At 53.2% G+C, this 22329-nt stretch carries 24 protein-coding genes and 2 tRNA genes; 11 read left to right on the top strand and 15 right to left on the bottom strand.

The genetic code is table 11. The features are described from left to right. Positions 1-262 precede the first annotated feature (262 nt). From A3L14_RS01330 to taw3, 5 genes are all read left to right on the top strand, one after another. Positions 263-526 carry a hypothetical protein gene (locus A3L14_RS01330; RefSeq protein WP_324615390.1) on the top strand — a complete coding sequence of 88 codons (264 nt, stop codon included), beginning with the start codon at positions 263-265 and terminating at the stop codon, positions 524-526. 132 nt (positions 527-658) lie between these two features. Then, a complete protein-coding gene (locus tag A3L14_RS01320) occupies positions 659-2650 on the top strand; it encodes an IGHMBP2 family helicase (protein ID WP_232473431.1) in 1992 nt (663 codons plus the stop codon). 36 nt (positions 2651-2686) lie between these two features. Next, positions 2687-2908, top strand: a complete 222-nt coding sequence (locus tag A3L14_RS01315; protein ID WP_055429237.1) for a hypothetical protein — start codon at positions 2687-2689, stop codon at positions 2906-2908. Next, entirely contained in the window at positions 2896-3135 is a 240-nt protein-coding gene (locus A3L14_RS01310; protein ID WP_232473382.1) for a DNA-binding protein, read from the top strand. The genes A3L14_RS01315 and A3L14_RS01310 overlap by 13 nt, the downstream gene beginning before the upstream one ends. Before the next feature lie 123 nt (positions 3136-3258). Beyond that, the gene (gene taw3 / locus A3L14_RS01305; RefSeq protein WP_055429238.1) at positions 3259-3852 is read left to right on the top strand and encodes a tRNA(Phe) 7-((3-amino-3-carboxypropyl)-4-demethylwyosine(37)-N(4))-methyltransferase Taw3; all 594 of its coding nucleotides are present in this window, start codon (positions 3259-3261) and stop codon (positions 3850-3852) included. Positions 3853-4388: 536 nt separating this feature from the next. On the opposite strand, the gene A3L14_RS01295 is transcribed toward taw3, so the two are convergent. The 7 genes from A3L14_RS01295 to A3L14_RS01265 form a co-directional block, all read right to left on the bottom strand. Beyond that, on the bottom strand, positions 4389-4661 hold the full coding sequence (locus tag A3L14_RS01295; protein ID WP_055429240.1) for a hypothetical protein: 273 nt from the start codon (positions 4659-4661) through the stop codon (positions 4389-4391). A 63-nt stretch (positions 4662-4724) separates the two neighbouring features. After that, on the bottom strand, positions 4725-5477 hold the full coding sequence (locus A3L14_RS01290; protein WP_232473380.1) for a hypothetical protein: 753 nt from the start codon (positions 5475-5477) through the stop codon (positions 4725-4727). A gap of 182 nt (positions 5478-5659) precedes the next feature. Then, positions 5660-5725 (bottom strand): antitoxin AF2212-like protein, encoded by a 66-nt coding sequence (locus tag A3L14_RS11895; RefSeq protein WP_232473429.1) that lies wholly within the window; start codon positions 5723-5725, stop codon positions 5660-5662. Positions 5726-5767: 42 nt separating this feature from the next. Continuing rightward, positions 5768-6448, bottom strand: a complete 681-nt coding sequence (locus A3L14_RS01280) for a hypothetical protein (protein WP_055429241.1) — start codon at positions 6446-6448, stop codon at positions 5768-5770. Further along, on the bottom strand, positions 6435-7316 hold the full coding sequence (locus A3L14_RS01275; protein ID WP_055429242.1) for an ABC transporter ATP-binding protein: 882 nt from the start codon (positions 7314-7316) through the stop codon (positions 6435-6437). The genes A3L14_RS01280 and A3L14_RS01275 overlap by 14 nt, the downstream gene beginning before the upstream one ends. Before the next feature lie 71 nt (positions 7317-7387). After that, positions 7388-9025 (bottom strand): thermosome subunit beta, encoded by a 1638-nt coding sequence (gene thsB, locus A3L14_RS01270; protein WP_055429243.1) that lies wholly within the window; start codon positions 9023-9025, stop codon positions 7388-7390. Positions 9026-9185: 160 nt separating this feature from the next. Next, complete coding sequence (locus tag A3L14_RS01265; protein WP_198300092.1) at positions 9186-10697, bottom strand: alkaline phosphatase; 1512 nt, start codon at positions 10695-10697, stop codon at positions 9186-9188. 218 nt (positions 10698-10915) lie between these two features. On the opposite strand from A3L14_RS01265, the gene A3L14_RS01260 reads away from it, so the two are divergent. Further along, positions 10916-11941 carry a tetratricopeptide repeat protein gene (locus tag A3L14_RS01260; RefSeq protein WP_055429244.1) on the top strand — a complete coding sequence of 342 codons (1026 nt, stop codon included), beginning with the start codon at positions 10916-10918 and terminating at the stop codon, positions 11939-11941. Between the two features lie 11 nt (positions 11942-11952). Here the strand turns inward: A3L14_RS01260 and A3L14_RS01255 are convergent, their stop codons facing one another. The 8 genes from A3L14_RS01255 to A3L14_RS01220 all read right to left on the bottom strand — a co-directional run bounded on the left by A3L14_RS01255 (position 11953) and on the right by A3L14_RS01220 (position 16409). Continuing rightward, on the bottom strand, positions 11953-12570 hold the full coding sequence (locus A3L14_RS01255) for a hypothetical protein (protein ID WP_055429245.1): 618 nt from the start codon (positions 12568-12570) through the stop codon (positions 11953-11955). Positions 12571-12669: 99 nt separating this feature from the next. Continuing rightward, the gene (locus tag A3L14_RS01250; protein WP_232473378.1) at positions 12670-13626 is read right to left on the bottom strand and encodes a MarR family winged helix-turn-helix transcriptional regulator; all 957 of its coding nucleotides are present in this window, start codon (positions 13624-13626) and stop codon (positions 12670-12672) included. 160 nt (positions 13627-13786) lie between these two features. Next, positions 13787-14062 carry an elongation factor 1-beta gene (locus tag A3L14_RS01245; protein ID WP_055429247.1) on the bottom strand — a complete coding sequence of 92 codons (276 nt, stop codon included), beginning with the start codon at positions 14060-14062 and terminating at the stop codon, positions 13787-13789. A 19-nt stretch (positions 14063-14081) separates the two neighbouring features. After that, positions 14082-14261: a zinc finger domain-containing protein gene (locus A3L14_RS01240; protein WP_055429248.1), complete on the bottom strand. Its 180-nt coding sequence runs from the start codon at positions 14259-14261 to the stop codon at positions 14082-14084. A gap of 195 nt (positions 14262-14456) precedes the next feature. Beyond that, the gene (locus tag A3L14_RS01235; RefSeq protein WP_074631327.1) at positions 14457-14738 is read right to left on the bottom strand and encodes a hypothetical protein; all 282 of its coding nucleotides are present in this window, start codon (positions 14736-14738) and stop codon (positions 14457-14459) included. 154 nt (positions 14739-14892) lie between these two features. Beyond that, positions 14893-14970, bottom strand: a tRNA-Ile gene (locus tag A3L14_RS01230). A gap of 13 nt (positions 14971-14983) precedes the next feature. After that, positions 14984-15061 (bottom strand) — tRNA-Glu (locus A3L14_RS01225). A gap of 394 nt (positions 15062-15455) precedes the next feature. Further along, complete coding sequence (locus tag A3L14_RS01220; RefSeq protein WP_055429872.1) at positions 15456-16409, bottom strand: NAD-dependent epimerase/dehydratase family protein; 954 nt, start codon at positions 16407-16409, stop codon at positions 15456-15458. Between the two features lie 89 nt (positions 16410-16498). Between A3L14_RS01220 and A3L14_RS01215 the strand changes: the two genes are divergently transcribed. The 5 genes from A3L14_RS01215 (at position 16499) to A3L14_RS01195 (ending at position 22329) form a co-directional block, all read left to right on the top strand. Further along, on the top strand, positions 16499-17494 hold the full coding sequence (locus tag A3L14_RS01215; protein WP_055429873.1) for a sugar phosphate nucleotidyltransferase: 996 nt from the start codon (positions 16499-16501) through the stop codon (positions 17492-17494). A 12-nt stretch (positions 17495-17506) separates the two neighbouring features. Further along, the gene (locus A3L14_RS01210) at positions 17507-19873 is read left to right on the top strand and encodes a glycosyltransferase family 39 protein (protein WP_055429874.1); all 2367 of its coding nucleotides are present in this window, start codon (positions 17507-17509) and stop codon (positions 19871-19873) included. Positions 19874-19972: 99 nt separating this feature from the next. Then, entirely contained in the window at positions 19973-20200 is a 228-nt protein-coding gene (locus A3L14_RS01205; RefSeq protein WP_014788819.1) for a ribbon-helix-helix domain-containing protein, read from the top strand. A 25-nt stretch (positions 20201-20225) separates the two neighbouring features. Beyond that, positions 20226-21365, top strand: coding sequence for a sulfate adenylyltransferase (gene sat, locus A3L14_RS01200; RefSeq protein ID WP_055429875.1), 1140 nt, complete (start codon positions 20226-20228; stop codon positions 21363-21365). Between the two features lie 28 nt (positions 21366-21393). Next, a complete protein-coding gene (locus A3L14_RS01195) occupies positions 21394-22329 on the top strand; it encodes a DHH family phosphoesterase (protein WP_055429876.1) in 936 nt (311 codons plus the stop codon).

Raw genomic sequence — 22329 nt, 5'->3', positions numbered from 1 at the left:
GCCATAGCGGCGCTCATCCTCATAATTGCCTGACGATAATCCATCATCCGATTTCATTGTTTAACAGTCATTCAAAATTTTGCCCCTTCTTTTTCTTATCCTGACAAAATGACGGAGAAACTTGGAAAAAATTAAAATAGTCAAACGCACCCCTTAACCGTGGTGATACCTATGGAGGCAACTGTAAGGTTGAACATAAGGGGGGAGGGCCAAACCCTCCGCTGATGGGAGCCTCAAAAGAAACCTCGGTTTTGAGGAGCTGTTGGGCGAAATCCTGAAGGAAGGTCTGTTCTGGGCGGCCCTCGGCCGGCCGTCGGAAGTGATCCCGTTTCTGAGGGGCAAGCTCCTGAGCAACGGCATCGGTGTCGACAACAGGCGCAGGGAATACCTGGAGTACCTGCTCGACGACCTGGAAAGGTTCTACAAGAGGGTCTCGTGGAGTGGGGAAATTGAAAAACGCCACTGGAAGGCCCTCAAGTCCTTTCACAGGGACATAGTCTCAGTTGTTTACTCCAGGAGGGCTTAGCTTTTTAACCCTTCTTTTCTACTTTCTCCGGGATGATGAGGGAAGTTTCGTCCGAGCGGTGAGGAAACTCGCATGGGCTGACCACCCCCAACCCTTTTAAGGCGCTCGTTCTTTCCCGAACCGGGAGTGAAAATGGAAGAAGGGATGCCCTCAAAGTTCATTGCTCACCTCAAGGAACTCGTGGAGCTTGAGAGAAAGGCCGAGATAGAGGCCATGCGCCTGGAGATGAAAAGGCTCTCCGGAAGGGAGAGGGAGAAGGTCGGAAGGGCCGTTTTGGGCTTGAACGGGAGGATTGTTGGCGAGGAGCTGGGATACTTTCTGGTGAGATACGGCCGCGAGAGGGAGATGAAGACCGAGATAAGCGTGGGCGATTTAGTGGTCATAAGCAGGCACGACCCGCTCAAGAGCGACCTCGTTGGAACAGTCGTCGAGAAGGGGAAGCGCTTTCTGACGGTTGCTCTAGAGACCGTCCCTGAGTGGGCGCTGAAGGGCGTTAGGATAGACCTCTACGCCAACGACATCACCTTCAAGCGCTGGCTGGAGAACCTGAACAATCTGAGGGAGAGCGGGAGAAAGGCGCTGGAGCTCTACCTGGGCCTTAGGAAACCTGGGGAGAGTGAACCCGTCGAGTTCGAGCCCTTCGATAGAAGCCTCAACGCGAGCCAGAGGATGGCAATAGCGAGAGCCCTCGGGAGCGGGGACTTCTTCCTCATCCACGGGCCGTTCGGGACGGGCAAGACGAGAACCCTGGCCGAGCTGATAAGGCAGGAAGTGGCAAGGGGCAACAAGGTATTAGCGACAGCGGAAAGCAACGTTGCCGTTGACAACCTCGTGGAGAGGCTCGTTGACTCGGGGATTAAAGTTGTCCGCGTTGGCCACCCGAGCAGGGTCTCAAGGAGCCTCCACGAGACGACCCTGGCTTACCTCATCACCCAGCACGAGCTATACGGCGAGCTGAGGGAGCTTCGCGTAATCGGCCAGAACCTCAAGGAAAAGAGGGACACCTTCACAAAGCCAGCACCGAAGTACAGGCGGGGGCTGAGCGACCGCGAAATACTCAGGCTGGCCTCGAAGGGGATAGGCGTAAGGGGCGTTCCGGCGAGGCTCATCAGGGAGATGGCGGAGTGGCTGAAGATTAACCAGCAGGTTCAGAAGACCTTCGACGATGCCAGAAAACTCGAGGAGAGAATAGCCCGGGAAATCATCAGGGAGGCGGACGTTGTTCTAACGACAAACGCCTCTGCCGGCCTTGATGTCGTTGACTACGGTTCCTATGATGTGGCGATAATAGACGAGGCGACGCAGGCTACGATTCCAAGCGTTTTGATACCGATAAACAGGGCGAGACGGTTTGTCTTAGCCGGCGACCACAGGCAGCTGCCACCAACGATACTCAGCGAGAAGGCCAAGGAGCTGAGTAAGACGCTCTTCGAGGGCCTGATCGAGCGTTATCCCGTGAAGAGCGAGATGCTCACCGTCCAGTACAGGATGAACGAAAGGCTCATGGAGTTTCCAAGCGGGGAGTTCTACGACGGAAAGGTCAAAGCAGATGAGGGTGTGAAGAACATAACGCTCACCGATTTAGGTGTTAAAAGCCCTGAGAACGGCCCATGGGGGGAGGTTCTAAAGCCCGAGAACGTGCTGGTTTTCATAGACACCGCAAGGCTCGAAAACCGCTTCGAGAGGCAGAGGCGTGGAAGCGAGAGCAGGGAAAACCCGCTTGAGGCGAGGTTCGTGAAGGAGGCCGTCGAGAGGCTTTTGGGACTCGGTGTTGAGCCGGAGTGGATAGGTGTGATAACCCCTTACGACGACCAGCGCGACCTGATAAGCTCCCTCCTTCCTGAGGAGGTCGAGGTTAAAACCGTTGACGGCTACCAGGGCAGGGAGAAGGAAGTAATAGTCCTCTCCTTCGTCCGCTCCAACAGAAAAGGAGAACTCGGCTTCCTGAAGGATTTGAGGCGCTTGAACGTCTCGCTGACGAGGGCCAAGAGGAAGCTGATCCTCATAGGCGACTCCTCAACGCTGAGTGCCCACCCGACATACAAGAGGCTGGTGGAGTTCGTAAAGGAGAGGGAGACTTTGGTTGATATTGCCACGTTGGAAGAATCTAAGGAGAAAGGTTAAAATCTTTCAAAAACAAAAGTCCTAACGGGTGTTGAGATGAGCAAAATCATAACCCTTTCCGTTCCTGACTGGGTTGATGAGAAGAGGTTCAAGGAAGCCTTTATGAGGGCACTATTGGAGAGTACCCCCGAGAGACTGAGCGCAGAGGAGCTCAGAAAGTTACTCGGAATTAAAGAGACCGAAGACGAAATTGAAGTTCCCAAAGAAGCTGAGAACGTAAGGAAAAAGGACAGGGAGCGGATTAAATGGCTGTCATAGACACAAACGTTGCCATAGAACGTCTCAGGAGAGGAGCGGAAATAGATGAGAGCATAACTGGAGTTACCTTCGTGGAGTTTCCAAGGGTCGTGAGGTACCCGCGTTTCAAAGGGGATGTCCTGTTTCCAAATCTTGACGATTACCTTCTCGCCCACGAGATTCAGGAAAAACTTCTCAAGAGGGGCACCCCAAAGGGCTTTGCAGATTTACTCATAGCGGCTATATGAATTAATCGAGGCGAAGAGCTGATAACTTACGATTCGGACTTCAAAGAGATAGCTAGAGTCTCGTCTCTAAAACTGATTCTTCTCAAACGTTAAGCCTTTAAACTCTTCTCACAACCCGAAACCATGTTCCTCTACTCGAAGAACTTCGACGAGCAGAAGGCTAAAGCGATGAAGGGCCTGAGGAAGGCCTTAGAGGAGGGCAAGGTGGACGAGGACATCATTTCACTTCTTGAGAAAATCAACTCCCTTGAGAACTACTTCACGACCTCCTCCTGCTCCGGCAGGATTTCGGTCATGGAGATGCCGCACTTCGGCGATAAACTCAATTCGGTCTGGCTCGGCAAGTGGCACAGGGAGGTTGCTTTTGAGGAGGTAATGGAGGCGGTTAGGAGGCACCGCTCCGGCCAGCTGTGGTTCCTCGTGAGGAGTCCAATCCTGCACGTCGGCGCGAGGACGATGGAGGACGCGGTTAAACTGCTCAACCTCGCCATCGGCCTCGGCTTCAAGTACTCCAACATAAAGAGCGTCAGCCACAAGAAGCTCCTCGTTGAGATACGCTCGACAGAGAGGATGGACGTCCCGCTCGGCGAGGACGGCGAGTTATGGGTGAGCGAGGAGTACATCGAGAGAATCGTGGACATCGCGAACGAGCAGGTGAGAAGGTTTAAGGGGAAGCTGAAGAGGCTGGAGGAAGAGATTGAAAAGTTAAGAAATTAGCGAGGAAAGTGAATACTATTTAAAATATTAACCTCTACCTTGCAAAGAGGTTCAACACAACTAGGAGCATGAACATTGCGATCATGAGTAAGATAGCTCCTGTTTGTTTTCTACCGACCCGTTGAGGAAGATAAAGGCCAGACATTCCAAAGAAGACATTTAGAATTGAGAGGACCAATAAGTTTTTGACGATAAATAGATTCGATTCGGTCAGAAACATATTGGATACGGGTTGAGGATATTTGATTGTAACTAAGTGACTTGCTATACTCCAGATTAAGAGGATTCCAGAGGCCCCAACAAGAGACGACAGGGCAATAAACTCAAAGAGCCCCTCAGACTTTTCATTCCCGAAGAGATACAGCGGGATACACAGAAGCCATGCTACCATAGTAGCAAAAAGAGGATATATCTCGATTAACATGAAAATTATGCTAACAAACGAAACTAGTACCAAAGAAAAATCTTTGAATTGCAGTAGAATTGTGCCCAAAAATCCCCAAAGAAGGAGATGATAAATAATACTCCTTTGTACATCATATTAAAAGGTATCCCTGCTCCCACGGATCTGTCCAATGTTCTTCTAAAATTACATGTAACTTTTTGAGGTCTTTCTTTCTATAGCCATGTTTCTCAAGAATTTTACCAATGAAAAATGTCATCGAAAGAATAATGAGAGCAAAAAACACTATCATGGTGAGAATCCATTCAAAAGTGATGTTTCCTTGATGTACCCATACAAAACCCCATAATGCAACAGTGATCAGCATCGTGAAAATAATCATTACAAATCCCTTCTTTCCCCGCATAGGGCTTCACCTATCAACCCGCCATCATCCTTCATCAAGTAAAAAAGTTAGTTAAAAATATTTTCAAGACACTAAAGCATTTATAGCTGCACATATTTGGGGGCAGAATATTGGGGTTAGGACTGCAGCACAACCACTACGGCATCCGGGGATAAACCCAGGACAAAGCTTTCCACATACACCCGCCTTTATAAAGAGTTCGCTACAGGCATACGAGCAACCCCCGCTAATGACTGTATTCCATCCCCAGTCGGAGCCACATAAGGCATTGCATCCTACTGTGCAAAATACTCCACCAAGGAGACAGGCCACTCCAAGCCACCCCCCACTGGAAGCCGTTGCGGCCAAACATATCACGGTAAAGGCAGAGGTACATGCAAGATCACATATATGTGAACACGCAGAATATGAGTCCATGATTATTGCATAACCAAGTTTTCCTTGGCTGTTGTACTCAGGTAGTTTAAGCCTCACTAGGTGCGAGAGGTGCCTTAACTCGTAAGCACTCCTGCCCCAAATCCAGCCCGTCTCGTCACCCCTGCGAAGCTTCATAAGAACCTTGTTCAGAGTCCAGTAGTAATCTGAAAGCGTAAGGTTACCGAGCACCAGCACAGTATCCCCGACAGGAAGAGCTTTATCCTTATCATGGGGAGCGATGTTCATCCCAGTAACAAAAGCCCTGTACTCCCCAGTCTCCGGGTCGGTTAGGATTTTAGTGATTAGCGTAAAATTATACTGACTTCTCTCGGCTCTATAAACAAGGTTATATATGGTATAGTTAACGGTGGCATTGTAGGCAGTAACCTTGACGAACAACAACTGTTCATGATCCCTTGTCATGTTGTACAGGGTGATTATTGAGACATTAACGTGAGCGCTCGTATTAAAAGCACCGCAGGAACTACCGTTCTGGCAGGCTCTCGCTGAGCTCCTCAAGCTTTCTAAGGAACTTCCCGGTTACTACTTTTTCCTTGACGACCAGCACTACCCCCTCATTATCACGAGATGGGGCTTTTGAGAGGCTTAAATACGCCTTCCTCGTAGATGGCCTCAATTTCCTTCATCTCTTTCATCAATAAATGTCTTGGTGTTCGACATATAGAAGCTCACCCCTCAAGCCCCTTAAATCTGAGGAGGAAGACCAGACCGAGGATTCCCCAGAGGAGCGTTGTTATAAGGGGCGCGCTCCCACCCGCTCCCGACAGAACTTGAGAGGCACTCACCGTCGGGAAGAAAATGAGAACCTTTGCGAGCCACTCCGAAAGGACGCTCACTGGATAGTAAACCGGTGGGAAGACCGTAAGGCCAGTAACCAGAAGGTTCGAGAGCCTCATCACCTGAACAGGCTCTTTCCCTTTAACACCCAAAAGGAAGCCAACTCCTACGCTCCAGAGCCACAATGAAATTATCGCCCCAAGCATTCTGGGAAAAGCCCCAACTCCGAGCCTCCAGAGGAGTATCGCCGTCAAAAGAACCACATAGGGAAAGGCCGGAACGCTCATTCCGACGGAGATGCCAAGGGCCTTCCTCCAGTTACTCCCGGGAAGGCTCATGATGATGTCATAGAACCGCGAGCGCGTCTTCATTCCGACCAGCTCTATCGCAAGGTCTGCTATACCAACCCCGGCTATGAAGCTGACGATTGCTCCGGCTAAAGCGGTGTTCAAAAACCTGCCCCCGCTCACGATGTAGACTATGAAGATGAAGGAGAGCGGCTGGATCGCGAAGCTAATGAGGGAGAACCTTCCCCGTGTTAGGGCCCTCGCGTAGTACTCAACGATCCCCATCACCGAGACCACCTGCAATGAAGACGTCCTCTATCGTCAGACTCTCCCTCCGAAAGGGTATTCCCGCGCTTTCAAGGGCTTCCATTATCTCCTTTTCCTCATGTCCGGAGCGGGCGTAGATGTAGGTATTTCTCCCGGCCTTTTTCAGGAGAAACCCCTCAAGCGTGACATCTCCGAAGGCAACGACCTTAGAGTGAAGTCCGCTCAGGTACTCCCGGGCTATCTCTTCAGGCCTTCCGAAGGCCCTCACTCGACCGCCCTTCAGGAGCAGGACGCGGTCGCAGACGCTCGATATCTCGTTGAGGTAGTGGCTGGTAAGGACTATCGTTGATTCCTCGGCCTTTTTCCTGATGACATCCCACAGCTTCAGCCTGTTCTCGACATCAAGGCCAACGGTGGGTTCGTCGAGGAAGTAAAGCCCGGCATCGGCTGAGAGTACCATGGCCAGCAGGGCCCTCCTGACCATGCCTCCGGAGAGGGTGGACATGGGCTCGTCCGCGTAGTCTATTCCGAAGAGCTTCATGGCGTCGTCCGCAGTCCTTCTGGCTTCCTCCCTCCCGAGCCCCCTCATCCGGAGGTAGTGGTAGGCGTAGTCCCTCGGGGTGAGCGTGTAGAAGTGGGCCTTAACGTCCTGGGGGAGGAGCGCGAAAAGGCCTTTTACCTGGCAGGGCTTCTTCCCAAAAATCCTGACTTCACCGGAGTCGGGCTTCAGAAGACAGCTCAGAATCCTTATAAGCGTCGTCTTTCCTGCGGCGTTGGGGCCGATTACCCCGACTATTTCACCATCTTCCACGGTGAAGGAAACGTCGCTGAGGGCCTTTTTTGAGCTGTACCATTTGGAGAGGCCTCTTACTTCAACCGAGGGCATACAAGAAAAGTTCCCATTGGACTAAAAATGCTTTTCGGAGGTGTTGAAAGGAAAGAAGAGGTCAAAGACCCTCAGTCGAGGTCGCTTCCGAAGTCCTCGCTTCCGCCCTTGTTGTCCTTGTCCTTCTCAAGCTTGCTGGCGGCGATGACGTCGTCGATCCTGAGGATCATTATGGCAGCCTCGCTGGCGCTCTTGATGGCCTGCTTGGTGACCCTGACCGGGGCGATGACGCCGCGCTCCATCATGTCGGCCGGCTCGCCCTCGAAGACGTCAACGCCGATGGTCGGTCCCTTCTCCTTGTGGGCGGCGATGACCTTAACGAGGGTCTCGATCGGGTCGAGACCGGCGTTCTCAGCGAGGGTTCTCGGGATGACCTTGAGGGCCTCGGCGAAGGCCTCGATGGCGAGCTGCTCCTTACCGCCGACCTCCTTGGCGAACTCGTCGAGCCTGATGGCGAGCTCGATCTCCGGGGCACCGCCGGCTGCCAGTATCTTGCCGTCCTCGACGATGTCCTTGACGACCTTGACGGCATCCTCAAGGGCGCGCTCAACCTCATCGACGACGTGCTCGGTACCGCCGCGGATGAGTATGGTTACGGCCTTCGGGTTCTTGCAGCCCTCGACGAAGATCATGTTCTCGCCGGCGACCTTCCTCTGCTCGACGAGCTCGGCCTCACCGAGGTCCTCGCTGGTGAGGTCGCGGACGTTGGTGACGATCTTGGCGCCGGTGGCCTTGGCAAGCTTCTCCATGTCGCTCTTCTTGACGCGCCTGACGGCGAGGATGCCGTACTTGGCCAGGTAGTGCTGGGCGAGGTCGTCAATGCCCTTCTGGACGAAGACGACGTTCGCTCCAACCTCCTTGATCTTCTCGACCATCTCGCGGAGCATCTTCTCCTCCTGCTCAAGGAAGGCCTGGAGCTGCTCCGGGCTGGTGATCCTGATCTCTGCATCTGTCTCGGTCTCCTTGACCTCAAGGGCCTCGTTTATGAGGGCGATCTTAGCTCCCTCAACCCTCTTCGGCATTCCCGGGTGAACGACTTCCTTGTCGATGACGACACCCTTGATGAGCCTGGTGTCCTTGACGCTACCGCCCTCCTTCTTCTCGAACTTGATGTTGTCGAGGTCGACCTTGTAGGTTCCGTCGACCTTCTCGGCGACCTGCTTGACGGCCTCCACAGCTATGTTGGCCAGGTACTCGCGCTCCTCCTCGGCGGCCTTTCCGGTGATGGCGGTAACGGCAGCCTTCTTGAGCATCTCAACGTCCTCAACGTCAACGTCCTTAGCTATCTCGTCGAGTATCTCCTGGGCCTTCTCGGCAGCGAGGGCGTAACCCTTGATAACTATGCTCGGGTGTATGTTCTGGTCGAGGAGCTCCTCAGCCTTCCTGAGAAGCTCGCCAGCAATGACGACGGCAGTGGTGGTACCGTCACCGGCCTCCTTGTCCTGGGTCTTCGCAACCTCAACCATCATCTTAGCAGCAGGGTGCTGGATGTCCATCTCGTCGAGGATTGTTGCACCGTCGTTGGTGATGACGATGTCACCGAGGCTGTCGACGAGCATCTTGTCCATTCCCTTCGGGCCGAGGGTCGTCCTGACCGTCTCGGCTATGATCCTCGCGGCGAGAATGTTGAGCCTCTGGGCGTCCCTACCAACGTACCTCTGGGTCCCCTCAGGCAGAATAACAACCGGCTGTCCTGCGAGCTGGGCCATCTCCGCTCACCTCCGTCCGTTTTTATTTTCTTCGACGGAGGACTTTTAGTTACAATTAGTGTTTCCGGTTTATGGTTCCTTTGGACTATTTATAAATTTTGCGGTTAGGGGTGGCCGGGAATCCGCAGAAGTGGGGGGAGATAGAAAAAGAAGAAAGGGATCAGGCCCCCTGCAGGATTGCAACAACGTCTCCGAGGTCTATTATGCCGTTGCCGTCCATGTCGATGGCCCTCTCAGTGTCATCGTCCACAGTGGCACCGAGGAACAGCCTGAGAACCAGGTAGGCGTCCTTGGCGTCCACCCTGTGGTCTCCGTTCAGGTCGCCCTCAACGGTGCTGGTGCCTGCGAAGGCGACGTTTATGGTGCCGACGCCGTAGACCATCAGCTCGGCGATGAGCCTTCCGGTCTGGGTGTGGTGGTGGAAGCCGATGAACTTGCTGGCGCCGGGGCCGTAGGCAAAGAGGGGCACCGGCTCGCCGGTGTGTTTGTGGGACGCGAACCTAACTCCGAGCCTCTCAGCCAGCACCTCGCCGATGCCGTTGGAGAGACCGTACTTCGGATCCTCCTCCGCGCGCTTCTGGATGTAGGCCACCTCATCGTCGCTCAGCTCGATGCCGGTGTACTTTTTGACGACCTCCTTTATGTCGCCACCGTTCTTGATCTCTGCCGCCATAGTGCCTGTGCTGGCCTTTATGTTGAGGATTCCCTGGACATCAACGACCTTTCCGTAGTTGGTTCCCATGGCGAGGCCGCCCGTCTCGTGGTCAGCGGTGACTACAACCAGCGTGTCGCCCCTCTGCCTGGCGTACTCAAGGACGTAGCCCACCACGTCGTCAAGCTCCTTGGTCTCGGCGAGGGCTGCCGCTATGTCGTTGCCGTGGCTGGCGTGGTCTATCCTTCCGGCCTCTATCATGAGGAAGAAGCCGTTGGGGTTCTTCTCAAGGAGCTCGATTGCCTTCTTGGTCATGTCGAGGAGCCCGACATCGTTTTCAGTCCTGTCGAGGACGTACGGTATGTGGCTTGAGGAAAAGAGGCCAAGCACATAGTCACCGCTGGCCGATTCAAGGCCGGCCTTGTCAAAGACGACCTGGTAGCCATAAGCCTTCGCGAGGTTCAGCGTCTCATCGTCAAAGTACTTTTTGCCCCCTCCGAAGAGGACGTTGACCCTGTTCTCAACGAGCTGTTTGGCTATCTCGGCCTCCATGTCCCTGTCCTCAACATGGGCTCCAAAGGCAGCAGGGGTGGCGTGGGTTATCCTCGTCGTGGTGACGAGTCCTGTGGACTTGCCAAGGGCCTTGGCAAGCTCAAGAACTGTGGTGAGCGTGTAGGTTTTCCCGCCTTCTTTGACCGTTGATATCATGCCGTTGTACGTCATGATGCCAGTGGCGAGGGCGGTTGCAGAGGCCGCGGAATCGGTAACCTCCCCCGACCGGGAGTACGTCATCTCAACGCCGCTGTACGGCATCTTCTCGATGTTCAGTGGGCCGTAGACAAGCCTCGTGAGCTGGAGATGGGCAAAGCCCATACCGTCCCCGATTATGAGGATGACGTTCTTGACGCCGTGGGGCGCTGAGATACTGCCTCCCGCCACAGGAGTGGTCGCTGTTCCTGCCTGGGAAAATACTAGTACGCCAACAAGCAGTACCAGACCCAGAACCTTCTTCACGTCCATGGCCACCACCTTCCGCACGGCCCCCCATACGGGGGGTGGGAGTGTGGGCATTATATCCAAAATGATATTAAAGCTTTTCGATTTTCAAACCGCAACGATGGTAAAGACGGCAAGTCCAAACTGCAGTTACTCCAAGGGTTCGGTTAGCGGAAGAAAGGCCAGAACCATCATCCACATACCTTTTTAACCCGCCCAGCTAACCAGAATTGGTGATAAAAATGGCCGACGTTAAAGCCCAGTGGGAGAAAGCTTTGAGCGAAAAGAACTGCGAGAAACTGCTCGAGCTTTTTGACGACTACATCGAAGGCATCGAAGATGAGGAGAAGCTGAGGGAAGAGCTGAAGAAGCTTGAGGAAGTCGTCATCGAGTGTGAGAACCCCTACGATTTAGCGCATGAGATAGCCCACGTATATGCTCATCTCGACGACGCCGAGAGCGGCATTGAGCTCTACAAGAGGATAGCCGAGAAGAAAAAGGAAGATCCGGAGGAGTACGCGACTGCCCTCTACTACCTGGCCGACGCCTACGAGCACTTCGGCATGCCGGAGAAGGCGATAGAGACCTACGAAGAGCTCCTTAAACTTGAGGAGGATGTTCTTAAGAACGAGAGGGAGATAGCGCTTACGCTGGCCAACATTGCGGTGAACTACGACGAGATTGGCGAGACCGAGAAGGCCATCGAGCTCATGGAGCGCGCGAGGGACATATTCGAGAGGCTCGGCGATGAAAAGAACCACATGATAAGCCTTCTCGATTTAGCGCACTTCAGGTACGAGCTCGGCGACTACGATGCTGCAGAGGCGCTTATAAAGGAGGTTCTCGGAAACCCACGGGAGGACGAGATAGAGATAAACGCCCGGCTTGTTGAGGCCGAGATATTCGCGGGCAGGGAGGAGTACGGGAAGGCGTTCAGAGCCATACGGGACGCTCTCCTCAAGGCAGTCAATGCGAGCGATGAGATTTTTGGCCTCGTCTTCGACACGCTCGTTGACTTTATCGAGGGACTCTTCAACGAAAGTGCCTATGAAACTATTGCCAATAACATGGAGTCCTTTGCGGAGCTCTTCGAGGACGACACTGCGTACTTCTTCAGGGCGATTGCTGAATTGGCGCGCTGGAAGGCTGGAGAAGATGGGGCAAAGGAGCGCTTCGATGAGCTGTATTCCAGGGTGGAAAACGAGGATCTTCGCTCGATTCTCGACGAGTGGAAGAGGCCAAAGCCGAGTTTGAGCTTGGGGCTTTGATTTTCCCCCATTTAAACGAAAGAGAGTTTCAGCACCTTAATGAACTTATCTAAGCCCCTGCTTCTGAGTCCTTTTTCAGCGAGTATGTCTCTGAGGATCAATGACTTCTCATAAAGGAGCCCCACGAGCCATTCAAACCTCTCCGGCTCAATAATTGTCCTTTGATGATTGAGCTCACCGAGCATCACCTCAAAATCAACACCATGCTCAAGCAGGCGAAGCAAATCATCAATGTCCTTGGCCCTGCCGAGAGAGGTAACCCCTTTGAACAGGAAAATGTCCTCAAGGGACATCAGCCGAACCTTAAGGGCCCTGAAATCCTTAAACTCGCTGGGAAGTGCAGACCGGGTTTTCATACCCTCCGACAGCGTGAGCCCTCCTAAGACTCTTTTCACAAAGACATCCAAGTTGAAATCACGCATCTCTGGGTCGAGCTTCTTGTAAACTGAGAATGCCCCCAGTTTAACTTTGTATTCGTGCGCAACCCTCTTCACGTAGATAACCCTGACACCCTGGCCTACTTTAAGTTCGGGTGAAGGGTTCGTGAGAACTTCATCAAGGAATCCCAGAACCCGAACGTTCTCAACCACCACATCTACGTCTGCGGTGGCGTCTTTTATGCCCCTCAATGCAAGATTGCCACCACCTATAAGGTAAAGCCTTATTTCCTCGGGATAACTCCCCAAGAGGCCAATAGAGCTGCTTTCTCGTCCAGCAGAGCAAACTCTTCAACCAACCTTTCTCTCGTTATCATCTACGGAACCTCCAAAGTACTGACGGTAGAGCTCCTCAACTTCATCCCTGGAAGGGAACGGATAACCTTTCTCTTTTCCGCCAAGATACTCAATAATCTCGTCAACGGCTCCAAGGACATCAAACTTAATGGCCAGACGTCTGAGCCGCTCAACGTTAAAACCCCTGGCTTTTAGGATGGTTACGACGTAGAGGAGCTCCCTCGCACCAGCCCCAACTGCCAGGGTATGAACAATGACCTCCTCGAGCGTTATCCCCCTGGAAGGCCAGTAATAGTGGTAGACTCCCCCAGATATTACACTGAGGCCGTAGCTTGAAAAGCGAGGGATGCCGGTAAGCTGGAAGGAATCCACCGCCAAGCCTTTGAAGCTCCCCGTAGCGAGGATGAACTCATTAACACCGCTCCAGAGGACTACCGAATCATGACTGAAGCTCTTTGCCTTTATTGAGTTCTGAAGGCGAAAGTATTCGTCGGCGAACTCTTTGACGAGCGAAAACCGTTCCGAAATAAAGTACCCCTCCTCGTTTTTCCCGACGATGAGCCTTTCCATCAGCTCCTTTAGGACGTGGTGGACAGTGTAGCGGTTAACGTTGGATCTCAGGGAGATTTCCCACACCGGCCTGGGCTCCTCAACGGCCATTCCGCCTATGACCTTAAGCTTTCTACCTGCCAAGAGAGAGATGAAGTTAACATGAGGAAACCTCGTTAGAAGCTCGTGGAAGAGTTCGAGGGGCTTGGAGCTGGAAGGAATGAGTAGAATCTCCTTTCCATCCTTCTGCCGCCCAATAAGGCCCTTTTGCTCTAGGGAACGGGCGATTATCGAAAGGCGAGAGCGGGAAACCCCGAGCTGCCCAGAGAGTTCTTTGAGGGTGGCCGGCCCATGCAGGACTGAGAGAACCCTGAGCTCTGCCCGGGTTAGCATGCCAATCATCGTGCTAAATTGTTAAAGATTTTATAAAAACTTTTTGATTTTTGGCACATCCCTTTGGAATGAGGACACATCCAACAGCGTTCATAACACGCAATGAAGGACACCGCAAGTACAGAACAAGAAAACAGAAGCCCTCCAAATCAAAGGAAGAGAAAAGGATTCAGATCCTCGAAACGGTCTCAACTTCCGCGCTCTCGACGTTCTCGACCTGCCTGAAGAGCTCCGCCACCTCGTCGTAGGAGTAGCCTTCCTCGTCCCTACCGAGGACGTAGAACTTGAGGGCGACGAGGCCAAAAGCGATAGGCTCGCGCTCGACCTTTGCCAGGCCGAACTTCTCGGGGATGACGGCCTTCAGCTTCTCCTCAAGCTCGTCGAGGTTGACCTCCGGGTCGGTCGGCATGACCTTTATAACACCAACAAGGTTGAAGTCAGCCATCTTTTTCACCTCCTAAACTTCACGGCCCCTCCCAGCCGCAGTTGGGGCACTTGTAGGGGACGCTTAACACCCTGCAGGATTCGCAGCGCCAGATGATCTCCTCGCCACAGTTCGGGCAGACGAAGTGAGTGGCGTGCTCCCTTGGGGTTATCTCCTTTCCGCATGATGTGCATACGGGTATCTCGAACTTGGCTTCCACTGCGAACACCTCCGAGAAAGGTGGTTTTTAATCACTGGTGGGCATTGAGGGAGTTGGCTTATAAACCTTTCTCCTGCTGAAGCTTTTGAAAAAAGCTTCACCAAAGAAACTTTGCTGGGCAGAGTTTCATCAAGTTTATGATTCCTCTTAGCAAGGAGCCCTTTTGTGAGTGTTTGCGTTTCCAGATACAGATTATTAAACGGTTTTGACTTCAATATCGGCGCCCTTTGGGCGCATTTTTAGAGAGAAACACGCACAGAAGAGCAAGTCAAAAGACACCCTACTTAAATGAGCCCACTTTAAAAGAGCGCTTAATTTTCCGCCAGCGCTGAAGCTTTTGGAAAAAGCTTCACCAAAAGCACGTAGCTCTTCGTGAAATGCCCAGATGAAGGGATTTTTACCAACAAGTGTCCATTCTTCAGCGAGAACATGTTGAGGATAAACCTCAAAAGGGGTTACTCTCTTCTTGACGCCCAAAGGGCGCCGATTTAAAGTTAAACCCTCACCGGAGGAGCAACTTGAAAAGTTCTCACACTTAAAACGGCCATTGGGTGAGAAATCACCCAAGGATTTAGTTTTCCAAAAGGAGCTACCAACTTTGATGAAACTTTTGCTTGGCAAAAGTTTCTTATGGTGGGCCCGCGGGGGTTCGAACCCCGGACCTCCCGCTTATCAGGCGGGCGCTCTGACCAGGCTGAGCCACGGGCCCACGAGAAGGATTCTGGTGCCCCGGCCGGGATTTGAACCCGGGTCGCGGGATCGAGAGTCCCGCATGATTGACCGGGCTACACCACCGGGGCGCGTCCGAGATTAGGGAGGAGGGAGGGTTTAAAAAGATTTCGGTAAACCTCCAACGGTCAGGGTAGATAAATAACGGCAGGGTTCATAAAACCGCAGTAAAAAGGCCCCCAGAACAGTGGAGAATACCCAATTCTGTGAAATTATTTCGAAAAGTTAGTATAAAATTTTGCAATAAATAAAAGCGAAGGTTTATATAGTTAAAGCCCCCAGTAGTATTTGAGGGGTACCGTGCGGGGGAGACTGAAGCGAAAGCTTCACCCCGGAACAAACCTGACCCGAGTGGTTTCATGAGCCACAACGGAACATGGAACCGCAATTAACAGGGAAGGATTTGCAAGGAGTGGAACTTCACTCCGGCCTCTTTCGTACAGTGCCCCTCACTATTCTCACGGTCTAACGATGCGACAGGAGTTCCTTAACAGTTCTCCTCACGGCTTCATAGCTGTTGAGCTTCGGTTTCCATCCCGTTTTCTTTGCCTTCTCTATGCTCAGGCGCATGAACTTGACGTCGCCCTTCCAGCCGCGGCCACCGTCGACGCCGCCGGTGAACCTGAAGACCGGCGTTAGTTTCATTTCCTCGCTGACTATCTCAGCTATCTCCCTTACCGTTATCCAGTCGTTGTTTCCGAGGTTGTAAGCGTCATAGGTTTTGCCTTCCTTCCCGAAGTGCTCGAAAATGTGGAGCATTCCATCAACGGTATCGCTCACGTGCAGGTAGCTCTTCCTCTGCGTTCCGTCCCCGAGTATCTCAAGTTCCTCCGGGTTTCTTCTCAGCTTGTTTATGAAGTCGTAGATGACGCCGTGATTGGAGCGCTCGCCTATGATGTTTGCCAGGCGGAAGATCAGGGCCCTGAACCCGAAGGTGTGGGCGTAGCCGCTTATCAGGGCTTCGGCGGCGAGCTTTGCCCCACCATAGACGCTTATCGGCTCCAAGGGGCCGTAATCCTCAGGGGTGGGTATTATCTTGGCGTCACCGTAGACCGTCGATGATGACGTGAATATAAGGTATCTGACGCTGGAACCCCTCATTGCGTTGAGCAGGTTGTACGTTATGAGGACGTTGGTCTCGTAGAGCAGTTCGGGACTCTGGGAGCCGATCCTTACTTCAGGGTTGGCGGCTAGGTGGAAGACTGCATCTACGCCTTCAACGGCCTTCTCCACAATTTCCCTCTTTCTCATGTCCCCCTCTATGAACTCGAACCCCTCATGCTCAAGCCAACGTTTGATATTGTCCAGACTTCCAGCACTCAGGTCGTCGAGAACCCTAACATTGTATCCCCTCTCCATCAGGGCATCAACGAGATGGGAACCGATGAAGCCTGCACCCCCAGTGACGAGAACCTTCATTCCTACCACCGCAGTTGATGAAACGGAATAATTTAAATACATTTGGGGCATATCCCCCTTCAGCTCTAGAGACGACCCCGGTGGTAGCTATGAAAGTTCTAATCATGGCCGGTGGATATGCCACGAGGTTGTGGCCGATCACAAAGGACAATCCCAAGGCCCTGCTTCCAGTTGGGAACCGCGTGATACTCGACTATATTCTGGAGAAGGCGGGGGAGCTGGAACTGGATACATACGTCTCAACGAACCGGTTCTTTGAAGCACACTTCCGGCAGTATGCGGAGCGGTATGGGGTGGGCCTGATAGTCGAGGACACCCTCCACGAGGATGAAAAGCTTGGGACAATCGGGGCGCTAAAAAACGCACTGGATGAGCTTGGCCCAGATGACTACCTCGTGATAGCAGGGGACAACCTGTTCTCCTTTTCCCTCCGGGACTTTCTGAACTCCTACGACGGGGGGACTCTTATAGCGGTCTACGACGTCGGTGACCTTGAGCTCGCTAAGCGCTACGGTGTTGTGGTTCTTGAGGGCGACAGGGTTATCTCCTTCCAGGAGAAACCTGCTGCACCAAGGTCAACCCTCGTGAGCACCGGCGTTTATGTCTTTCCGAGAAGGGTTATGGAGCGCATAGACGAGTACCTCTCCAACGGCAACCGTGATTCTCCCGGCTACTTCATCCAGTGGCTACTCGAAAGGGGCGAGGAAATAAGGGCGTACCGCTTTTCAGAGTACTGGTACGATATAGGTTCCGCCGATAGCTACCTTGAGGCACTGAAGACCCTCCTGAAGGAAAGCCATGTGGAGGAGATCCAGATCAGTCCCTACGCGAAGATAATACCTCCGGTTGTCATAAAGCGCGGTGCCAAAATACTCGGCCGGTCGATGATAGGGCCCTACGCCTACATAGGGGAGGAGTGCGTCATAGAGAACTCCGACATAAGCGACTCGATAATATTCCGTGGAACGATAATACGCAATTCGACCATATGGCGCTCAATCATAGATGAGAAGTGCGAGATAAGAAACCTTGAGCTGCGGAAGAGTTTGGTTGGAGGGCACGCGAAGATACAGAGGGGAGAATGAGGGGGAATGTTGATGGATGCTGACGAGATCAGAAAGAGGCTTGCTGTGGTGTGTGGCCTGATTTTAACCCCTAAGTACGCTGCCGTTATTCTAACGGTTTTAGCCTCCGCTATCAGGCTCCTCCCGATGCGTTTTAAATACCTCCTCGGCTATGACCCCTACTTCCACCTCGCATACATAAGGTATGCGTTGGAGAAGGGGGAGTGGGTGAACTTTTTCCCCTATGCTATCGGTCCGTGGGGTTTCCAGATACACAATTTCCACCCCCTCGGTCTCTGGATGACCCCAGCTTACGTGAATAAGTTCCTTTCAGTCTTTGGAGTGTCTCTCTATGATGCATTCAGAATAACGCCTGTCATCTTTGGGGTTCTGACTGTGCTGTTCACGTATCTGGCCATTTTGAGGCTCTATGGAAAGAAGGAGGCCTTTCTCTCGGCGTTCTTTCTGGCGGTTCTCTTCGGCCATGTCTTCCGCTCGATGGCCGGCTATTACAGGGGAGATAACTACATGCTCTTCTGGTACAGCGTGGCCCTGTCTGGGATTGCACTAGCCCTAACTTGGAAGCCGAGAAAATGGAGGTACGGGAGGCTGGCATTTTACCTGATACCTGCCCTTGCAGGTGGTTTTTCGGCGATATTCTGGCAGGCCTACTACCCGATATTCGCGTTTCTCCTGGCGAACGCGGTCTTACTCTCTGTAGGGGCCTTTCTCCTCGAAAGAGAGGGCTATCTGATAGACTCATTGATCCTCGCGGCCTCAACAGCCCTCGGGGCAGTGATTGCAAACTCTCTCGGGGGAATATTCGGGTACGGAATGGTTGGCTACAACCGCTGGCTGGGCAAGAAACTGGCAGAAGAACTAGGATTGAACTTTGGGTGGATAAAAGATGCATTCCTGCTGGCTTACCTGAAGTACGCAATCCCTCTGGCGGTTCTGACCATCCTGCTGCTCCTTGTTATTTCGAGGTTTCTCAGAGGGAAGAAGACTCGGATACTGGTCGTTGGTATCGGATTCGTCGTGTTTCTGTGGCTAGCGGTGACGTACTACGGAAGGGTCAGCGAACTCCTCCTGAGACTGTTCCCGGAGGCGCCAATAGTCGAGACACAGAGAACAGCCTTTAAAGACTGGTGGGAAGCCTATGGTTTAGGAGGAGTCATCCTACCGCTCTTTGCATTGAGGTTTTCCCCATCCAGGGTAAAACTCGGCGATTTCCTTCTCCTCGGAACCCTTCTGGTTCAGGTTCCAATGGTCATCTTGTGGACGAGGTTCCTGTTCATAGGCTCTATTTCGATAGCACTAAGTGCTGGAATTGGGTTAATCGCACTTTACGAGGTTCTCCATTCAAGGTTTTCTCCAAAGAAAAGCTCCGCACTGGCGTTGTCTGGGCTACTGATCCTCATACCCCTCGTGGGAGCTTACCAGGGGTTCCAGGCCACCCTTGGGGTTGAACCTCTGACCAACGAATACTGGGAGAAAGCTTTGAGCCATCTAAAAGAAAACTCCAATATGAACGACGTCGTCCTGAGCTGGTGGGATCAGGGGCACTGGGTGACTTACTTCGCTGGACGAGCGCCCGTTGCCCAGGGAGGTCCAAACAGGGCAGTTGCCCAGTACTACCTCGGACTGAAGAACGAGAGATACCTTATGAATCTTGGAGTTGATTACATAATCGTTTCATACGATATCATAATGAAGTTCGGCTCGGTGCTCAACACGGCGGGAGCCTCACCCTCCGAGTACGCCATGATCCCCCTGCCGTTGGTGTCATCGGCTGGCGGGATGCTCCTCTTTTCCTCCAGGGGGTATTCGATAATGGCAGTGCCCAAGGGCGACCGGTGGAGCGTTCAGGTCAACGTAGGGAGCGCCATAGTGATCCCGCAAGAAGTTTTCGTTGAGAGAGAAAAATCCTTGAAGAGTGTGGCTCTCACTGGCAGGCCGAACGCCGATGCCTACGTTTACATCAACCTGAACTACGGCTACGCCGTGCTGATGAACGGGAAAGCATTCAACACACCGCTGGCGAGGCTAATGTTCACCGATGAGTATCCTGAAGAGTACGAGCCATTTTATTCCGACGGGGGCTACATCAAGATATTCCGGTTTGAGCACCCCAACGTTGTTGTTACCGCCGAGAACGGCTCAGTGGTCCTCAGGTTCACAAACGCCACGGGAACTGGCATCGGCATCTACGGCTACCTCGACAACGGCACCCTCGTCTTCAAGAAGTGGTACGGGGTTAAAGGAAAGGACAAATTTACCCTGCCCGGTAACTTGAACGGGAGTGTCGTCGTCCGCTACACCTACGTCCAGAAGAAGACCGTGCTCGACAGGGGCGTGTTCAGAATAGACGACGTCCTTCACGGGACTGAAGGCGGATAGACCCGCCTCTGATTCCTCCCCCGATGCGAAATCTTTATATTCTCAGCTCATCGTTTAATTAAATGTAATTAAATATCATTAAGACAGGAGGTGTCTGTTATGGCAGAGGAGAAGAAGTACACGACCGTTTCCATACCGAAGCCCCTCTACGACAAGATTAAAGCCAGGATAGAGGGCACCGGATTCACTTCAGTCTCGGACTACGTCACCTACGTCCTCCGCGAGGTTCTGGCAAGCCTCGAAGAGGAGGAGAAGGAGGAAGTCTTCACCGAGGAGGAGGAAGAGAAGGTCAAGGAGCGCCTCAGGGCACTCGGCTACCTCGACTGAGGCCTTTCCTTTTTGAGGTGGTACCATGGTCTCAAAGCCCCACGGAGGCAGGCTCGTCAGGAGGCTCGTTGCCGAGAGGACCCGCGAGAGAATCCTGAGCGAGCAGAAGGAATATCCTCGCGTCCGGATCGAGCATGGTCGCGCTATAGACCTTGAAAACATTGCCCACGGCGTTTATTCCCCCCTCAAGGGCTTTCTCACGAGCGACGACTTCGGGAGCGTCCTCGACCACATGCGCCTGAGCGACGACACGCCCTGGACGATCCCGATAGTGCTCGATATCAAAGAGAAAACCTTCGACGAGGGCGATGCAATCCTCCTTTACTACGACGACCTGCCGATAGCGAGGATGCACGTCGAGGAGATATATACCTACGACAAGAGGGAATTCGCGGTCAAGGTCTTCAAGACGGATGACCCGGCCCACCCTGGCGTTTCAAGAGTTATGGACATGGGGGACTACCTCGTCGGCGGAGAGATAGAGCTCCTCAACGAGCTCCCGAACCCCTTCGCCAAGTACACCCTCAGGCCGGTCGAGACGAGGGTTCTCTTCAAGGAGCGCGGCTGGAAGACCATCGTTGCGTTCCAGACGAGGAACGTGCCCCACCTCGGCCACGAGTACGTGCAGAAAGCGGCACTGACCTTCGTCGATGGCCTCTTCATCAACCCTGTCCTGGGAAGGAAGAAGAAGGGCGACTACAGGGATGAGGTTATAATCAAGGCCTACGAGACGCTCTTCGAGCACTACTATCCCAGGGATGCGGCAACACTGGCGACAGTCCGCTACGAGATGCGCTATGCAGGCCCGAGGGAGGCTATCCACCACGCGATAATGAGGAAGAACTTCGGCGCGACGCACTTTATAGTCGGCCGCGATCACGCTGGAGTCGGCGACTATTACGGCCCCTACGAGGCCTGGGACCTCTTCGGAGAGTTCCCTGACCTGGGGATAACCCCGATGTTCATCCGCGAGTCCTTCTACTGCAGGAAGTGCGGCGGCATGGTCAACGCGAAGATATGCCCCCACAGCAAAGAGTTCCACGTCCACATAAGCGGCACCAAGCTCAGGAAGATGATAATGACCGGAGAACAGCCGCCGGAGTACATGATGAGGCCTGAGGTCTTCGAAGTCGTGAGGAGCTTCGAGAACCCGTTCGTGGAGTGATTTCATTATTTTTTGCGGGGTGAGTTAGGTGCATCTAATCATCCACCACTGGGACACCGATGGGATAACCTCGGCGGCGCTTCTCGTAAGGGCACTGGAGATGGAAGGGTTCACCAACATGACGGCACCGATAGGTGAGTTCCGCTTCGACGAGAGAATATGGGAGGCTGTTGAGAAAACCGAGAGGCTCTACGTTTTAGATTTCAACGTTCCGGGAGAGGTCGAGAAGGTTAACATCCCGACGCTGTTCATAGACCACCACACCCAGCCGAGAATCAAAAACCCACTTGTTGAGCAGGTGAATCCCTCACTCGGTGGGGAGTACTACCCCTCCTGCTCGCTCGTCGTCTCGGAGCACTTCGGGATATGGAACGCATGGAGCGCCCTCGGTGTCGTTGGGGATATAGGGAAGAAGGCCTTTGAGCTGGATAAGGTCAGAAAGCTCCTGGAAAGGGAGGGAATCTCGCGGGAAGATGCGCTGAGGCTCGTTGAGCTCATCGACTCCAACTATATCGCCATGGAGAGGGAAGCTGTGGGGAAAGCGGTTGAGGTTCTCTTAAGCAGAGACCTCAAAGAGCTCCTCGAATACGAGCCGTGGGTGAAGAAGGTGGAAGCGATCAGAGAGGCCATAGAGGGGGCAGTTTCAAACGCCGAGGAGCGGGACGGCTTCGCCATCGTTCACTTTGAGAGCCCCTTCAACGTAATCTCCAAGGTCGCGAGGAAGCTCGTCTGGGAGCTCGGTTACAGGGGCGCGGTGGTCATCAACGGGAACTTCCACGGGAAGGGCCAGGTGTACTTCAGGATCTCCGCGAAGGAAGCGGAGATGATAAATGTGGCCGAGATAATAGAACGCGTTAGGGCCCTCGGAGCCAACGCCGGCGGCAAGAGGGAAGTTCTGGGATGTATCTGCGGGAGAGATAAAATCAGCGAGGTAATGGCGATCATCGAGGAATATCTGAGGTGA

Source organism: Thermococcus thioreducens (assembly GCF_002214545.1).
GTDB classification, from domain to species: domain Archaea; phylum Methanobacteriota_B; class Thermococci; order Thermococcales; family Thermococcaceae; genus Thermococcus; species Thermococcus thioreducens.
This window is presented reverse-complemented; position numbering and strand designations above follow the sequence as displayed.

Bases quoted from the DNA above. Each gene is read 5' to 3' on its own strand.
- A3L14_RS01320 (WP_232473431.1), top strand. From the start codon at position 659: ATGGAAGAAGGGATGCCCTCAAAGTTCATTGCTCACCTCAAGGAACTC.
- A3L14_RS01315 (WP_055429237.1), top strand. From the start codon at position 2,687: ATGAGCAAAATCATAACCCTTTCCGTTCCTGACTGGGTTGATGAGAAG.
- A3L14_RS01310 (WP_232473382.1), top strand. From the start codon at position 2,896: ATGGCTGTCATAGACACAAACGTTGCCATAGAACGTCTCAGGAGAGGA.
- taw3 (WP_055429238.1), top strand. From the start codon at position 3,259: ATGTTCCTCTACTCGAAGAACTTCGACGAGCAGAAGGCTAAAGCGATG.
- A3L14_RS01295 (WP_055429240.1), bottom strand. From the start codon at position 4,661: ATGCGGGGAAAGAAGGGATTTGTAATGATTATTTTCACGATGCTGATC.
- A3L14_RS01280 (WP_055429241.1), bottom strand. From the start codon at position 6,448: ATGGGGATCGTTGAGTACTACGCGAGGGCCCTAACACGGGGAAGGTTC.
- A3L14_RS01275 (WP_055429242.1), bottom strand. From the start codon at position 7,316: ATGCCCTCGGTTGAAGTAAGAGGCCTCTCCAAATGGTACAGCTCAAAA.
- thsB (WP_055429243.1), bottom strand. From the start codon at position 9,025: ATGGCCCAGCTCGCAGGACAGCCGGTTGTTATTCTGCCTGAGGGGACC.
- A3L14_RS01265 (WP_198300092.1), bottom strand. From the start codon at position 10,697: ATGGACGTGAAGAAGGTTCTGGGTCTGGTACTGCTTGTTGGCGTACTA.
- A3L14_RS01260 (WP_055429244.1), top strand. From the start codon at position 10,916: ATGGCCGACGTTAAAGCCCAGTGGGAGAAAGCTTTGAGCGAAAAGAAC.
- A3L14_RS01250 (WP_232473378.1), bottom strand. From the start codon at position 13,626: ATGATTGGCATGCTAACCCGGGCAGAGCTCAGGGTTCTCTCAGTCCTG.
- A3L14_RS01245 (WP_055429247.1), bottom strand. From the start codon at position 14,062: ATGGCTGACTTCAACCTTGTTGGTGTTATAAAGGTCATGCCGACCGAC.
- A3L14_RS01220 (WP_055429872.1), bottom strand. From the start codon at position 16,409: ATGAAGGTTCTCGTCACTGGGGGTGCAGGCTTCATCGGTTCCCATCTC.
- A3L14_RS01215 (WP_055429873.1), top strand. From the start codon at position 16,499: ATGAAAGTTCTAATCATGGCCGGTGGATATGCCACGAGGTTGTGGCCG.
- A3L14_RS01210 (WP_055429874.1), top strand. From the start codon at position 17,507: ATGGATGCTGACGAGATCAGAAAGAGGCTTGCTGTGGTGTGTGGCCTG.
- A3L14_RS01205 (WP_014788819.1), top strand. From the start codon at position 19,973: ATGGCAGAGGAGAAGAAGTACACGACCGTTTCCATACCGAAGCCCCTC.
- sat (WP_055429875.1), top strand. From the start codon at position 20,226: ATGGTCTCAAAGCCCCACGGAGGCAGGCTCGTCAGGAGGCTCGTTGCC.